The organism is Streptomyces millisiae, assembly GCF_031845425.1.
Lineage (GTDB): Bacteria > Actinomycetota > Actinomycetes > Streptomycetales > Streptomycetaceae > Streptomyces > Streptomyces millisiae.
Genome location: NZ_JAVREM010000006.1, coordinates 151510 through 166032, shown reverse-complemented (window position 1 = coordinate 166032; position 14523 = coordinate 151510). Strand labels below are relative to the sequence as shown.

Below are 14523 nucleotides of genomic sequence, written 5' to 3'. Positions count from 1 at the left end.
CGAAGCTTAGCATCGCGTCTTTCTCATAAAAGAAAGCAGCCTGGGGGTCGGCTTGAGCGCGGCACGCATCGGTGTGAGTCAGGGCACGGCGCTGTACGTGGGCGCGATCCTGGGGGCCGGCATCCTGGCCCTGCCCTCCCTGGCCGCCCAGGAGGCGGGCCCGGCCTCGGTGCTCGCCTGGGCGCTGCTGCTGCTGTTCTGCGTGCCGGTGGCGGCCAGCTTCGCGGCGATGAGCACCCACCATCCGGACGGCGGCGGCGTCGCGACGTTCGTGTCCAAGGCGTACGGCCACCGCGCGTCGGCCATGGTCGGGTACTGGTTCTACTTCGCGCTGCCCGCGGGCGCGCCCGTCACGGCGTACGTCGGCGGCCAGTACGTCGCGGACGCGGTGGGCGGCGGCCAGGGCGCGGCCCTGGGGTTCGCGGGCTGCCTGCTCGCGGCGGCGTTCGGCACCAACGCGGTGGGCCTGCGGGTCTCCGGGCGGGTGCAGCTGATCCTCGTCGGCCTCCTCGGGCTGCTGCTGCTGACGGCCTGCCTGCTCGCCCTGCCCGACGCCGACCCGGGCAACATGACGCCGTTCGCGCCGCACGGGCTGCTGGCCGTCGGGCCGGCCGCCAGCCTGCTGTTCTTCTCGTTCGCCGGCTGGGAGGCCGTCACCCACCTCGCCGGGGAGTTCCGCAACCCGGCGCGTGACCTGCGTCTGGTCACCCTGCTCACCCTGGTCGTGATCGGCGTCCTCTACGTCGGTCTCGCGCTGACCTGCGTCCTGGTCCTCGGCCCCGAACTGGCGGAGAGCGAGGTCCCGTTGAGCCTCCTGCTGGAGGCGGGGATCGGCGGCGCGGCCAACGCCTTCACCGCGACGCTCGCCGCGATGCTCACGCTCGGCACCATGAACGCCTACCTGGCCGGCGCCAGCAGGCTCGGCGCGGCGCTCGCCCGCGACGGCTCGCTCCCGGCCTGGATGGCCAAGGGCAACCTGCCCGGCGAGATCCCCCGGCGCAGCCTGGGCGTGCTGGCCGTGCTGTCGGTTCTGGTCTCGGCCGTCGCGCTGGGGGTCGGGGCCGACCTGGGCTCCGTCATGCTCGCCGCCTCGGCCTGCTTCATCGCCGTCACCGTGGCGGGTCTCGTCGCGGGCGTGAAGCTGCTGCCCAGCCGCCGGCCGGTCTGGTACGGCGCCATCCTGGCGGCGGCCGTGATGGGCGTGGTGCTGCTCTTCTCCGGGATCTTCCTGCTGGTCCCGGTCGCGCTCGCGGGCGGCGCCCTCTGGTACACCCGGCGGGGCGCCCGGCCGCTGCCCGCGACCGAGAAGGCCCCCGCCACCTCCGTGTGACGCGTTTTTGACGCGTTTTTGACGCGCTTTCCACGGGATATCGACGGGATCTCGCGCCGTCGATCATTTCGGCAGGGAAAAACGGACCGAATACGGGCGCACGGGCCACGCGCACGCGAATTTATTGTGGAAACAGACATGTGGCGAAGCCTTTCCGCAACACCACCTTATTGTTTCCCGACGGTAAAGCGGAATTTACCATCTGACACCCGTGACACCAGGGGAGCAGATCGGTTACCGTTACTGCTGCGCGCGCAATGGTCTTCGAGCGCCGCGCTTTCGCGTCATCAGCTCTCGTTAAAGCAGCTCATGGCACCGCCATGCGAAAATGGGGAGACGAGAAAATGACCACGAGCATTCCCGCTCCGCAGTGCCTGGTGTGCGACACGGATTTCACGGTCGCCGCCGACTGGGAAAAGGGAGAGATCATCGAGTGCGCCGGCTGCGGCCAGGAGCACGAGGTCACCGAGTTCCGGGACGGCGCGGTCCGTGTCGAGCTCGCGCCCGAGCTGGAAGAGGACTGGGGCGAGTGACCTCTCCGCAGATCCTGGTGTCCGCGACGATGCGGCGGCCCGAGGAGAAGGCGTTGCTCGACGCCCTCCTCGCGCGCGGTCTGCGGGCGGAGCTCGCTCTGCCCCAGGACCTGGCGGCCGTCTTGTCCGGACGCCGGGAGCCGCCCGCCCTGGTGGTGGTCCGCAACCTCTCGCACGCCGAGGGCGCCGCCGTCGCGCGCCGTCTCGAGCACGCGGGCGTCCCGACCCTGAACACCTCGACCGCGATCGACGTCTGCAACGACAAGGGCCTCCAGGCCCTGCTCTTCGCCCGGCACGGGATACCGCACCCGGTCTCCCACCACGCCTTCAGCTTCGACCAGGTCCGCGAGACCGCCGCCGAGGTCGGCCACCCCGTGGTCGTCAAGCCGGTCAGCGGCTCCTGGGGACGGGGCGTGACGCTGCTGCCCGACCGGGACAGCGTCGAGGCGTGGATCGGCGGCCGCGAGTCGGTCGACGCCACGGGCAGGGCGTTCCCCGTCCTGCTCCAGGAGTACGTGGCGAAGCCGGGGCACGACCTGCGGGTCGTGGTCGTCGGTCGGACCCCGGTGGTCGCCATCGAACGCGCCTCGGGCGACTGGCGCACCAACACCCACCTCGGCGCGCGGGTCACCAGGACCGACGTCACCACCGAGATCTCCCGGCTGTGCCGGCGGACCGTCGAGGTCCTCGGCGACGGCTTCTACGGCGTCGACCTCCTGCGGGACACCGCCGACGGGCGGCTGAAGGTCCTGGAGGTCAACGCCAACCCCGAGTTCGCCCGTTCCTCGGCCGTCCACGGCGTGCCCATCGCCGACCACCTGGCCGACCACGTGGCCGAACTGGCCCACGAGGGCTCCGCGCGGGTCACCGCCTGAGACTTCCGCCGACCGTCCTGGACGGAGTAAGCCACCATGCCATCGTTCGACACCGCGCTCGTGCTCGCCCGTGTGCTGACCTCGGGCGTCGTCATGAGCATCGAGAAGAGCGACCGGGAACTGCCCGGCCTCGAACGCCTGCTGAGCAGGCAGACCGCCCGCCGCAGGGCCGTGCTCCTCAACAGCCGCACCGCCGCCGTGCACGCCGCGCTCACCGGCCTCGGCGTCGGCCACGGGGACGAGATCACCCAGCCCGGGCTCGACGCCCGCACCTCCGCGTTCCTGGACTGGCTCGGCGTCCGGGTGCGCCCCGGCGGGCCGGCCACCTTCGACGAGGTCGCGCTCGGCCCGGACACCGCGGGCGACCTCCGGGAGCGGGCCGCGCGAGCCACCGCCCCCGCGCTCGTCGTCGACCTCACCGGCCTCGGCTTCGGCCCGGCCGCCGCCCTCCTCACCGACGACGAGACCGTCTGGGCCCGCGCCGAGCGGCTGAAGATCTTCGGCGCCCACGACCTGCGCACCATGTGGACGCAGGAGGAGGCCGACCCGGAGCTGGTCCCCGGCGTCCAGTTCAACTACCGGCTGAGCCCGCTGGTCGCCGCCTGCGTGCGGATGGCCCTGACCCGCGCCGGCACGCCGCCCGTCACCTCTGGAGCCCCGCTGTGATAACCGACTTCCCCGACCGCCCGTTACCCCTGCCCCGGCCGGAGGACGTCACCGGCGAACTCGCCGCGCTCGGCGGCGAGGCGATGATCCCCCGGGAGGCGCGGCGCACGCCGTTCCCCGTCATCACCAAGGAGGACGTCTTCGGGCTGCTGCTCGCGCAGCGGCAGGCGCCGGAGAAGGTCGTCGCCGACTTCGCCGAGTCCTACCGGGCGTACGTCGGCGCGGCGCACGCCCTGCCCACCGCCAGCGGCACGGCCAGCCTCCACCTGGCGCTCGTCGGCGCCGGCGTACGCCCCGGCGACGAGGTCATCGTCCCCGCGTTCACCTTCATCGCCACCGCGCAGGCCGTCGTCGCCGCGCACGCCGTGCCCGTCTTCGTCGACATCGACCCCGACACCTACTGCATGGACCCGCGGGCGGCGGCCGCGGCGGTCACCGGCAGGACCCGCGCCGTGATGCCCGTGCACGTCCACGGGCTGCCGGCGGACGTGCCCGCGCTGCGGGCCCTGTGCGAGCGGCACGGCCTCGCCCTGGTGGAGGACGCCTCGCACGCGCACTCCGCCCGGATCGGCGACGCGGTCGCCGGCTCGCTCGGCGACGCTGCGGGCCAGAGCCTGATGGCCGACAAGAACTTCCCGCTCGGCGGCGAGGGCGGCATCGCCTTCTTCGCCACCGCCGAGGCCCACCGGCGCGCCGTCGACTACCTGGAGCGGCACGGCATCGACTACCGCATGTCGTGGATCGCGGCCGCCTTCGGCGCCAGCCAACTCAGGCGCCTGCCGCACTACGACGCGATCCGGGCCCGCAACGCCGCCCTGCTCGCCGAGGCGCTCGACACCACCGGCCTCTTCCGGCCGCCGCACGTGCCCGACGGGCACGTGCACGCCTACAACATGTACCGGGTCACCCTCGTGCCGGAGGCCGTCGGCCTCGACGACCTCCCCGCGCACGCGGTGAAGGAGGCGGTGCACGAGCTGCTGGTCGCCGAGGGCGTGCCCGCCCGCGAGTGGCAGAACACCCCGATCCCGTGCCACCTCCCGTTCCGGCACCGGGCCGGCTTCGGCAACGGCTACCCGTTCACGCTCAACCCGGAGGCGGTCACCGACCACCGTCCCGAGGACTTCCCGGTCACCCTGCGGATGTTGGAGACCACCCTCGTGCTGTGCCGGGAGCTGCGCTCGCCCGTCGAGTACGAGCGGGTGCGGCGGTACGCCGACGCCTTCCGCAAGGTCGCCCGCCGGCCGGACGCCATCCGCAAGCTCGTCGCCGACCGCGACTACCGGCGGCCGTACGAGAAGGCGGCCCGCCTTGGCTGACACGCTTCTACGCGCCGCCGTCATCGGGGCCAGCGGCTACACCGGCGGCGAACTCGTCCGGCTGCTCCTGGACCACCCCGCCGCCGAGGTCACGTTCGCCTCCGCCGAGCGCCACGCCGGCGCCGCGCTCGGCGCGGTGCATCCCTGGCTGCGCAACCACCCGGCGGCGGGCCGGGTGACGCTGCGGCCGCTCGACGAACTCCCCGACGTGGACGTCGCGTTCTGCTGCCTGCCCGCCGGGCGGCTGCCCGCGGTCCTGCCCCGGGTGGCCGAGCGCGCCAAGCGGGTGCTCAACCTCGCCGGCGACTTCCGGCTGCGCGACGCGGACGAGATCAGCGCGCACTACCCGGCCTCCGCCGACAGCCCGTTCTCCTTCACCTACTACGTGCCCGAGCTGTCCGACGCGCCGCCGGAGGGCCGCTTCGTCAACCTGCCGGGCTGCATGGCCGTCGCCTCGCTCTACGCCCTCCACCCGCTGTACGCCGGGGCGCTGGCCGAGCCGCGGGTCGTGGTCGACGCCAAGACCGGCTCCACGGGTGGCGGCCGTGACACCGCCGAGCACCCCGCCGAACGGTTCGGGAACTTCCGGGTGCACCGGCCGCACGGCCACCGTCACCTGCCGGAGATCCGCCGCGCCGTCGCCGAGTTCAGCGGCACCGAGCTCGACCTGCAGTTCTCCACCTACAGCCTCGACGTCCCGCGCGGCATCGTGGTCACCGGCTACGCCCGGCTGCGGCCCGGCGTCACCGCCCTGGACGTCAAGCGCGCCTACGCCCGCGCGTACGCCGGCCGGCCGTTCGTGCGGGTGCGGTCGTCGCCCAGGTCGCCGCGGGACTTCCCGATGCTGAAGGCCGTCGTCGGCTCCAACGTCGCCGAGGTCGCCGCCAGCGTGCGGGACGACCGGGTGGTGGCGGTCGCGGCGCTCGACAACCTGGTCAAGGGCGCGGCGGGCCAGGCCGTCCAGGCGATGAACCTGCTCGCGGGCCTCGACGAGGGCGCCGGGCTGCCGTGGACGGCGGTGGCGCCATGAGGCCGCTGTACGTCGTCAAGGTGGGAAGCGCCACGCTGGACCGGGCGACCATCCACGGCGAGCTGAGCGACCTCGTCGCGCGCGGCGCCCGGGTGCTGCTGGTCGCCGGCGGCGCCACCGGCATCGAGCGGCACTACCGGGCCATCGGCCGACCCATCCCCCGGCTGCGGCTGGCGGGCGGCGACTCGGTCCGCTACTGCCCGCCCGCCGAGCTGCCGCACATCGTCGGCGCCTACCAGCAGGTGACGCTGCCGCAGGTCGAGGCGGGCCTGGCCGCGCACGGGCGCTCGGTGTTCACCGCCGTCGCCGCGCAGGGCGGCCTCGTCACCGGGCGGGCCAACCGGCCGCTGCGCGCGGTCTCGGCCGAGGGCCGCGCCAGCGTGGTCCGGGACCACCGGGCCGGCGTCCCGAGCGAGGTCGACACGGCGCGGCTGCTGGTGCTGCTCGACGCCTACGACGTGGTGTGCCTGTCGCCCCCGGTACGCGACGAGGCCGGCGGCACCCCGCTGAACGTGGACGCCGACATGCTGGCCGCCGCGCTCGCCGGCGCCCTCGGCGCCGACCACCTGCGCCTGGTCACCGGCACCGCGGGGCTGCTGCGCGACCCCGCCGACCCGGCGTCCACGCTGCGCGACCTGCACCCGGGCGAGGGCGCGGCGTTCGCGTCCGGCCGCATGCGGCAGAAGGTGCGGGCCGCCGAACAGGCCCTGGCCGGCAGCGCGGACGTGGCGATCACCGGACCGCACACGCTGACCGACCGGCAGGGCTGGACCCGGTTCTGGCGGGAGCCGCCGCCCGCCGAGGACCTGACGCTGCTCAGCCGCGCCGTCGCCGTCCCCGCCACCTCGGGCGACGAACGCGAGCTGGCCGACTACCTGCTCGACTGGTGCGGGCGGCGGGGCATCGACGCCCACGTCGACCAGGTCGGCAACCTCGTCGCCACCCGGGGCGCGGGGCCGCGCCGGCTGCTGCTGCTCGGCCACCTCGACACCGTGCCGTTCCACTGGCCGGTCAGCTGGCTGCCGGGCGACGAACTGTCGGGGCGGGGCAGCGTGGACGCCACGTCCAGCCTCGCCGCGTTCCTCGAGGTGCTCGCCGCCGCCGACGTCCCCGAGGACGGCCAGCTGCGGGTCGTCGGCGCCGTCGAGGAGGAGGTGTCCTCGTCCAGGGGCGCCTTCCACGCCCGGGACCACTACCCCGCGGACGCGGTCGTCGTCGGCGAGCCAAGCGGCGCGCGCAAGCTGACGCTCGGCTACTTCGGGCTGTTCAAACTGCGGGTCACCGCGGCCGTGCCGAGCGGCCACTCGGCCGGCATGGGGGCGGTCACCGCCCCCGACGCGCTGGTCCGGGCCCTGGAGGAGATCCGCGGCGACGTGCTCAAGGCGGCGCCCGAGGCGCTCGCCGCCGTCATCGACCTGTCGACCCACCCGGGCCGCGAGGTCAACCGGGCCACGGGGGTGCTCAACGTCCGGGTCCCGCCGGGCGCCGACCTCGACGAGCTCCGCGCCGCCGCCCTCGCCCACCGGGCGCCGGACCTCGCCATCGACGTGCTGCGGGCCACCCCCGGCCACGTCGGCGGCCGGTCCACGCCCCTGGCCAGGGCGTTCACCCGGGCGTTCGGCCGGGCCGACATCCGGCCCACCTTCGTCGTCAAGAAGGGCACCTCGGACATGAACACGCTCGCCACCACCTGGCGCGGCGTCCCCATGGTCGCCTACGGGCCCGGGGACTCCGCGCTCGACCACACGGACGCCGAACGGATCAGCGCTGCCGAGTACCGCACGGCGCGCCGCGTGCTGGCCGACGCGGTCGCCACCTGGTTCGCCGTCACCGCCGGCACCGCCGGCACGGGAAGCGGGGGCACGCCATGACGCTCGTGGTGGAACACACCCGGCTGCTCGCCGAACGCGCCCTGCGGGCCCGCCGGCTGGTCGTCGACATGGCCGCCACCCCGACAGGCTGCCACCTCGGCGGCAGCCTGTCGGTGCTGGACATCCTCGTCGCCGCGCTCGACCGCGCCGCCCGCGACGACGGCACCCGGGTCGTGCTGAGCAAGGGCCACGCCGCGGCCGGACTCTACGCGGCGCTGCACGTCAGCGGCGTGCTCGCCGAGGATCCCGCGCCGCGCTACGGGCGGGCCGGGCACCCCTACACCGGCCACCCGGGGCCGAAGGTGCCCGGCGTGGTGTTCCCCACCGGCAGCCTGGGCCACGGCGTGCCGTACGCCGCCGGCTGGGCGATGGCCCGCCGGCTGTCCGGCGCGGCCGGCCTCGGCATCGCCGTCGCGGGCGACGGCGAACTGCAGGAGGGTCTGGTGTGGGAGGCCTGCCAGGTCGCCGCGGCCCGCCGGCTCGGCAACCTGGTCCTGGTGGTCGACCGCAACGGCGGCCAGAACGACGGCCTGGTCGCCGACATCTCGCCGCTGCCGGACCTCACCGGCAGGTTCGCCGCCTTCGGCTTCGACACCGCCGAGGTCGACGGCCACGACCTAGGCGCCCTGGCGGCCGTGCTGGCCGACGACCGGTCGGGCGCCGAGCGGCCGCTGGCCGTGGTGGCCCACACGGTCAAGGGCAAGGGCGTGCCCGCGGTGGAGGGCAAGGCCGCCTCGCACTATGTGACGATCGACGCGGCCAGGGCCGCCAGGTGGAAGCGGGTGGTCAGATGACGCTCTCCGGCCGGGACGCCTACCGCGCCACGCTCACCCGGCTCGCCGAGACCGACGACCGCGTCCTGTGCTTCGAGGCCGACCTGGGCGGCCGCCGGCACCCGTTCGCGGAACGACACCCGGACCGCTTCTTCAACCTCGGCATCGCCGAGGCGACGATGATCGACATGGCCGCCGGCCTGGCGGTCGCCGGCTACCGGCCGTTCGTCTCGACCTTCGCGCCCTTCGCGGCCCTGCGGGCGGCGGAGAGCCTGAAGCTGACCCTCGGCTACCTGGCGGCCGGCGTCACCGTCGTCGCGCCCTACGCCGGCGTCTCCGGCGCCTGGTTCGGGACCACCCACCACTGCCTGGAGGACCTGGCCGTGCTGCGCGCCATCCCCGGCGTCGTCGTCGCCGCCCCGCACGGCGAGGCCGAGATGCGCTCCGTCATCGAGTACGCCGCCGCGTCCGGCCGGCCGCACTACGTGCGGACCGGCCGCAACGCGGCCTACGAGAGCCTGCCGGGCGCGGGCGACGGGCGGGTCCCGCCGGTGGTCTGGGACCACCGCGGCCCGCCCGGGGCCACCTGCCTGGTGTCGGTCGGGGAGGAGGGCACCCGGCTGTGCGTGGCGGCCCGGGAACGCGACCCCGGGCTGGCGCACGCGCACCTGTGCTACCTCGACCACGAGCACCTGGCCGCGGCCGCCGCCGAACTCGCCCCGCTGCACCGGAGGTTCGTGGTGGTCGAGGAGCACCGCCCGGCGGGCGGCGTGGCCGAGGCCCTGGCGCTGCTCCTCCCGGACCACGCGGTGACCGGCGTCAACGCCGGCCACTCCTGGCCCACCGAGGGCGGCGACCACGGCGAGGTCCTCGCCGCACTCGGCCTCACCCTCCCCGCGGTCCTCGCCGCCGCCGGCCGGCCCGCCTCGGCGTGAAAGCGCGATGAAAGCGGCGACCGGCCTACTGGGTGCGGGTCGTTCGTCTTCTCCCCAGTCGACGCGGCGGACGGCCTCCAGGGGGAAAACCGCTCCGGGGCCGTCGCCGCGCGCCCCGGAGCGGGTGGGGCGACCCGGTCTGGGCTCCCGGCCGAACCTGTGGTGTCCTGCTCTCGTGGCCGGTGTTCTCTCAGCTCTCATAGCGGTGTTCGGCACCCTGCTCGGCGTCGCCCTGACCCAGCGGTCCCAGCGTCAGGCGACCGCGCGTGACCAGGCGTTCGCGGCCCGGCAGCAACTCCGCTCCGAACGCATGGCCGTGTACAGCGACTTCGCGGGAGCGGTGACCGAGTTCAGGCGGGGCCAGCAGGACCGCTGGCACCGCAGGGACGAGGACCCGGAGGGTCCGGCCGCGCACGAGACCCGCATCGAGGCGTACCGCCTTCGCGGCGTCGCCCTGCACGCGCTGTTCCGGGTGCAGCTCATCGCGAGCGGCCCACCGCTCGTCGACGCCGCCCGCCAGGCGTACGAACTGACGAGCGGCACCCACAAGGCGTCCGACAAAACGGAGTTGAGCGCGCTGAGCGACCGGGCGCGCGAGGCGCTGGAACACTTCGTGCGGCTCGCCTCCGCCGACGTGCGCTGACGGCTCAGCCGTGGGGTCACGGCGGCCCGCCGGCCCGGCGTCGGTGTTCGGCGCGGACGGCGTCGAGGTCGCCGAGCCGGTCGAGGTTCGCGATCGCCCGCGCCATGCGCGGGGTGCCGGCGAGGCGGTCGCGGTGCCGGTCGAGGAAGGACCAGTAGCCGACGGTGTAGGGGCAGGCGTCGTCGCCGACCCGGGCGTCGGGGCGGTAGGCGCAGGGGCCGCAGTAGTCGCTCATCCGGTTCAGGTAGGCGCCGCCCGTGGTGTAGGGCTTGGTGGTCATCCGGCCGCCGTCGGCGTACTGGGACATGCCGACGACGTTGGGCGGCATCACCCAGTCGTAGCCGTCGACGAAGCAGCGGTGGAACCAGTCGGTGACGGCGGCCGGGTCCCAGCCGCGCTGCAGGGCGTGGCTGCCGAGCACCAGCAGGCGGGGGATGTGGTGGGTCCAGCCGACGTCCCGCACCTGGGCCAGGACGGTGGCGAGACAGCGGGCCGTCACCGCGTCGGCGTCGAGCTCCGTGAACCAGTCGGGCAGCGGGGCGGTGTGGCCCAGCACGTTCTCCCGGCGGTAGTCGGGGCCGAAGTGCCAGTAGAGGTGCCACACGTACTCGCGCCAGCCGGCGACCTGCCGCACATACCCCTCGACGCTGCGCAGCGGGGCGTCGCCGGCCCGCCAGGCGGCCTCGGCGGCGGCGACGCACTCGGCCGGGTCCAGCAGGCCGAGGTTGAGCGAGGAGGAGAGCAGGCTGTGGCTCATCACCGGGTCGTCGGCGAGCATCGCGTCCTCCCGCGGGCCGAAGCCGGCGAGCCGGTGCCGGACGAAGCGCCGCAGCGCGGCCCGGGCCTCGCGGCGGGTGGCGGGGAAGCGGCGCGGTCCGTCCCGGCCGACGAAGGAGACGTCGCCGGCGCGCTCCCAGCGGTCGAGGTCGTCGCGGACCTCGGCGTCGATGTCGTCCTCGCGCGGCCGGTAGGGGCCGGGGGCGTGCAGGGTGGCCGCGTCGGACGGCGGCGGTTCGCGGTTCTCGTGGTCGAGGTTCCAGCGCCCGCCGGCCGGCCGGTCGCCGTCCATCAGCAGGTCGAGGCGGCGGCGCGCCCAGCGGTAGAAGTCCTCCTGGCGGAGGGAGCGGGCCTCGGCCCAGCCGCGGAACTCCGCCTGGTCGACGAGGAAGCCGCGGGCGGGCAGCACGTCGACCCGGTCCAGCCGGGTGACGAGGGCCAGCGCCGCGTGCGAGGTGGGGTGGTGGACCGTCAGCCGGCCGAGGTCGGCGGCCTCGCGCAGGCCCTGGCGGTAGGTGTCGGCCACCACGTAGCGCACCCGGTCGCCGAGTTCGGCGGCGCGGTGCCGCATCGCGGAGAGCACCAGGTGCGCCTTGGCCCGGTGGAACCGGCGACGGCGGAGCACGGACCGCGCCTCGATCATCAGCAGCGGGCGCCCGCGGGGCAGGAAGTGCGGGCCGAGCTGGTCGCCGAAGAGCCAGTGGGCTTCCGGTGGGGTGGGGTCTGGCACGGCGGTTCCTCCCGGCGTTCGGCTCGCGGCGTCCGTGCCCGCGACGGACGCCAGGAGACACATGCCACCGGCGGCGGGGGCCGCGTGTGGGCCGTTCGGGTCAGGCGCCCCGGACCTGGACCAGGGCGTGGCTGCCGCTGACGCGCCACCCGTCGCCCGTGGCGTCGAGCTCGGCGACCCGGTCGGCGGTCAGGCCCGTGATCACGTCGGACTTCAGGGTGCGCAGGGCGGCCACCGGGGTGGGGAAGTACGCCGTCAGCCGGTCGAAGGGGGTGGTGGGCGGCCACAGCCGGTCGCCCACCAGGCGGCGGTAGTTGAGGTCCCCCTTCAGGATGGTCAGCGTGCACCCGGCCAGGTCCCGGCGGAGGTCGTCCGGCATCGCCGCGTAGGGCAGCGGGGCGCAGAAGAAGGGGTGGGCGGAGGGGCGGAGCCGTCCGGTCGCCATGGCCTGCCACAGCCGGTCGCCGACCTGCCCGGCGTGCCCCGGGGCGCGGGCCAGGCGGCGCAGCGCGTCGACGAGGTCGGCGGGGGTGGCGTCCGAGACGTAGTACGGCTGCGGCTTGAGGTGGAGGACCACGGTGTGGGCGTGGCCGTGGCGCAGCAGGTGGTCGATGAGCACGAGGTCCGGGATGAGCTCGCGGCCGGCGTTGTCGGCGATCACGGCGACGGTGCCGGGCGGCTCGGCGCCGAGCAGGGCCCACAGCCGGTCGGTGTCGTCGGCGACCAGGCCCGTCGTCGACCGGGCGGACTCGGCGGCGGTGGTGAGGAACCCGAGGTCGGCGCGGTTGCCCCAGAGGGCGGCCTGGATCAGCGCGGCGGCCTCGTCCGCCCGGGAGAGACCGGGCAGGGTGTCGAGCGCGTGGAGCTCCTCGTCGACGGCCGCGCTGTGGAGCTCGGCCCGCTTGGCCGGGGCGAAGGGGTCGATGCCCTGCCAGGGCCCGGGGCCGAAGTAGTCCACGGCCTGCAGGAGGCGACGGTAGAAGTAGCTCTCCGCCCACAGGAACGACGCGTCGAACCAGGACCGGCCGACGTGCTCGCCCATGCGCCAGTGCCGCCACGCCGCGTGGTCGTGCGCCTCGGGCGGCAGGGGCCGCAGGACGCCCTCGGTGATCTCACCCAACAGGGCGTCCAAGGCGAGAAGTTGCGCCGGGGTGTAGGGATGCGCGTCGCGGACCTGCCGGATCAGCGCCGGATGCCGCGTCACCAGCACGTCCCGGGCGAAACTGCCGGGCTCGTCACAGCCGACGACCGGCGCGACGTCCTCGGGCGGGGTCTCCGTCACGATGCCCTCTCTCCGTCCCGAACCACTGCTCCCCCACGGACCGCACGGTACCGTCCGCGGCGCCCGGTCAGCGGCCGCCATCAACGGCCGCCGGCCGGGCTCGGGCGGCGAAACCGCAGCTCGGCGAGGCTTCGGGGCGTTCGCAGCCGGGAACACTCGATCCAGACGGCGAGCTCGTTCGGACGGAACATCTTCGCTTGCGCAGGGGGAACTCAGCACTCATGTCAGCACACAAGCGTCGTTGGCGCTACGCGGTCGGCCCCGTCGTGGCCCTTGCCCTGACCCTTACCGCCTGCAACTCCGACGAGGAGCAACCCACGGACGACGCCGGCACGACCCAGGAGGAGACTCCGGAACGGGACGGTGCGACGGCGGAGGACGCCTCCGGCGGCGCGGCGACCGAGGACGAGGACACCCCTCCCTCCGACGCGGGCGAGCCCACGGATACCGACGTCACGACCCACACGCTGGGCGAGCCCTCAGGACCGAGGCTGTTCCACGAGAACTCCTTCGGCGACTCCTGGGACTTCGACGTCACGGTGGAGCGGGTCGAGGGCGGCAGCTGGGACGACCTGACGGGCACCGACCTCGTCGCGGAGGACCATCCCGGCTTCGACCCGCTCTACGTCCAGTTGTCCTTCACCAACGAGAACGGCCCGTACGAGGGGCCCGATCCGACCGGCTCCCTCCTGGTCCAGGCCGACGACGGCGGGCCGTTCGAGCCTGAGAACGCCCTCTCGGCGGACGGGCTGCCGGACTGGTGCGCCTCCCCCGGGGCAGACCGGGTGATCAGCATCGACGCCGGTGAGACGCAGACCACGTGCCAGGTCGTCCTGGTGGGCCACGGCGTCTCCCCCACCTCCGTCGACTGGCAGCACCGGCTCGGCGCCGAGCGCTGGCTGACCCAGTCCTGACTCACGCCGGCCACGACGCCTGCCGCCGTGGCATCGCCGGAGTCTCATCACCGGGCGAAGGCGGCCACCGACACGTCCTTCGCCAACTCCGCGCGGTGGTGCTCGTACGTCGCGCTGTCGGAGACCCGTATCAGCAGACAGAAGCGTTCGGTCGACCTCAGTCCCCTGGCGACCGTCGCGAACTCCCGGCGCAGGAAGTGGATGGCGGCCAGATTGGCCATCGACGACTGGCCACACACCAGAAAGACGGGACGGCTGGACTCGACGGGAGTGAACTTGGCGACCACGGCGTACTCCCGGTTGTCGGGCTCGTACTGGTACTTCTCCCCGCCGACCTCGATGGCCACCGAGTTCCGACGCCTGCCGTCGTAGGGGTGGAAGACGACCCCCGGCAGGTGCGCGGCAAGGTGGCCACTGGCCCGGGCGTTGACCTCCCCGAGCGGGCCGCCGACGCAGAACTCGGTACGGTCGCTGTTGCTCCCCCGGAACGTGCCCGGCTCCACCGAGACCTGGCAGCCCAACTCGCCAGCCAGCAGCGCCAGTTCCACGACGGCCCGGACGTCCCGGTAGTGCGGGCTGCCGGGAGCGTCGTGCTTCCGACCCAGCACGACGAGGCACGTCTCCTCCGGCCGCACGCCGAAGAAATCCGCCCTCCGGTTCACGGCCCGGGCACGCTTGGCCCGCTCCCACAGCCAGACGAACCACCACCGAGCAGGCTGGTCACCAGACCTATCGCGATGTTCGCGAACACCGACTGCATCGAACCGAACCCCCGTTCCACACCCGCCCGACTGCCGGTCATTCTCACAGAGACGGTCTCCGAGGGAATGAGGCACCGGTCGTGCGTC

Annotated in this window: 14 protein-coding genes; 11 read left to right on the top strand and 3 right to left on the bottom strand. The window is 74.3% G+C overall.

Translation table 11 applies throughout. The features are described 5' to 3' along the window. Window positions 1–52 precede the first annotated feature (52 nt). The 10 genes from RNC47_RS09115 to RNC47_RS09070 all read left to right on the top strand — a co-directional run bounded on the left by RNC47_RS09115 (window position 53) and on the right by RNC47_RS09070 (window position 9972). Window positions 53–1330, top strand: coding sequence for an APC family permease (locus RNC47_RS09115; RefSeq protein WP_311597203.1), 1278 nt, complete (start codon window positions 53–55; stop codon window positions 1328–1330). A 344-nt stretch (window positions 1331–1674) separates the two neighbouring features. Then, window positions 1675–1863 carry a lysine biosynthesis protein LysW gene (locus RNC47_RS09110; RefSeq protein ID WP_311597201.1) on the top strand — a complete coding sequence of 63 codons (189 nt, stop codon included), beginning with the start codon at window positions 1675–1677 and terminating at the stop codon, window positions 1861–1863. Beyond that, on the top strand, window positions 1860–2738 hold the full coding sequence (locus RNC47_RS09105; RefSeq protein ID WP_311597199.1) for a RimK family alpha-L-glutamate ligase: 879 nt from the start codon (window positions 1860–1862) through the stop codon (window positions 2736–2738). Before RNC47_RS09110 ends, RNC47_RS09105 begins: the two co-directional genes overlap by 4 nt. Window positions 2739–2774: 36 nt before the next feature. After that, a complete protein-coding gene (locus tag RNC47_RS09100) occupies window positions 2775–3404 on the top strand; it encodes a PLP-dependent aminotransferase family protein (protein ID WP_311597198.1) in 630 nt (209 codons plus the stop codon). Further along, entirely contained in the window at window positions 3401–4720 is a 1320-nt protein-coding gene (locus tag RNC47_RS09095) for a DegT/DnrJ/EryC1/StrS family aminotransferase (protein ID WP_311597197.1), read from the top strand. The genes RNC47_RS09100 and RNC47_RS09095 overlap by 4 nt, the downstream gene beginning before the upstream one ends. Further along, entirely contained in the window at window positions 4713–5750 is a 1038-nt protein-coding gene (gene argC, locus RNC47_RS09090) for an N-acetyl-gamma-glutamyl-phosphate reductase (RefSeq protein WP_311597195.1), read from the top strand. Before RNC47_RS09095 ends, argC begins: the two co-directional genes overlap by 8 nt. Continuing rightward, entirely contained in the window at window positions 5747–7621 is a 1875-nt protein-coding gene (locus tag RNC47_RS09085) for a M20/M25/M40 family metallo-hydrolase (RefSeq protein ID WP_311597194.1), read from the top strand. The genes argC and RNC47_RS09085 overlap by 4 nt, the downstream gene beginning before the upstream one ends. Then, entirely contained in the window at window positions 7618–8415 is a 798-nt protein-coding gene (locus tag RNC47_RS09080) for a 1-deoxy-D-xylulose-5-phosphate synthase N-terminal domain-containing protein (RefSeq protein WP_311597193.1), read from the top strand. Before RNC47_RS09085 ends, RNC47_RS09080 begins: the two co-directional genes overlap by 4 nt. After that, complete coding sequence (locus tag RNC47_RS09075) at window positions 8412–9329, top strand: transketolase (protein WP_311597192.1); 918 nt, start codon at window positions 8412–8414, stop codon at window positions 9327–9329. The genes RNC47_RS09080 and RNC47_RS09075 overlap by 4 nt, the downstream gene beginning before the upstream one ends. Before the next feature lie 175 nt (window positions 9330–9504). After that, window positions 9505–9972 (top strand): hypothetical protein, encoded by a 468-nt coding sequence (locus RNC47_RS09070; RefSeq protein ID WP_311597191.1) that lies wholly within the window; start codon window positions 9505–9507, stop codon window positions 9970–9972. 16 nt (window positions 9973–9988) lie between these two features. Here the strand turns inward: RNC47_RS09070 and RNC47_RS09065 are convergent, their stop codons facing one another. Together RNC47_RS09065 and RNC47_RS09060 are read right to left on the bottom strand one after the other, a co-directional pair. Then, window positions 9989–11542: a cryptochrome/photolyase family protein gene (locus RNC47_RS09065; RefSeq protein ID WP_394814735.1), complete on the bottom strand. Its 1554-nt coding sequence runs from the start codon at window positions 11540–11542 to the stop codon at window positions 9989–9991. A gap of 37 nt (window positions 11543–11579) precedes the next feature. Further along, entirely contained in the window at window positions 11580–12761 is a 1182-nt protein-coding gene (locus tag RNC47_RS09060) for a damage-control phosphatase ARMT1 family protein (RefSeq protein ID WP_311597188.1), read from the bottom strand. A 221-nt stretch (window positions 12762–12982) separates the two neighbouring features. On the opposite strand from RNC47_RS09060, the gene RNC47_RS09055 reads away from it, so the two are divergent. Beyond that, window positions 12983–13675, top strand: coding sequence for a hypothetical protein (locus RNC47_RS09055; protein WP_311597187.1), 693 nt, complete (start codon window positions 12983–12985; stop codon window positions 13673–13675). A gap of 47 nt (window positions 13676–13722) precedes the next feature. On the opposite strand, the gene RNC47_RS09050 is transcribed toward RNC47_RS09055, so the two are convergent. Further along, window positions 13723–14283 carry a hypothetical protein gene (locus RNC47_RS09050; RefSeq protein ID WP_311597185.1) on the bottom strand — a complete coding sequence of 187 codons (561 nt, stop codon included), beginning with the start codon at window positions 14281–14283 and terminating at the stop codon, window positions 13723–13725. Between the last annotated feature and the right edge of the window lie 240 nt (window positions 14284–14523).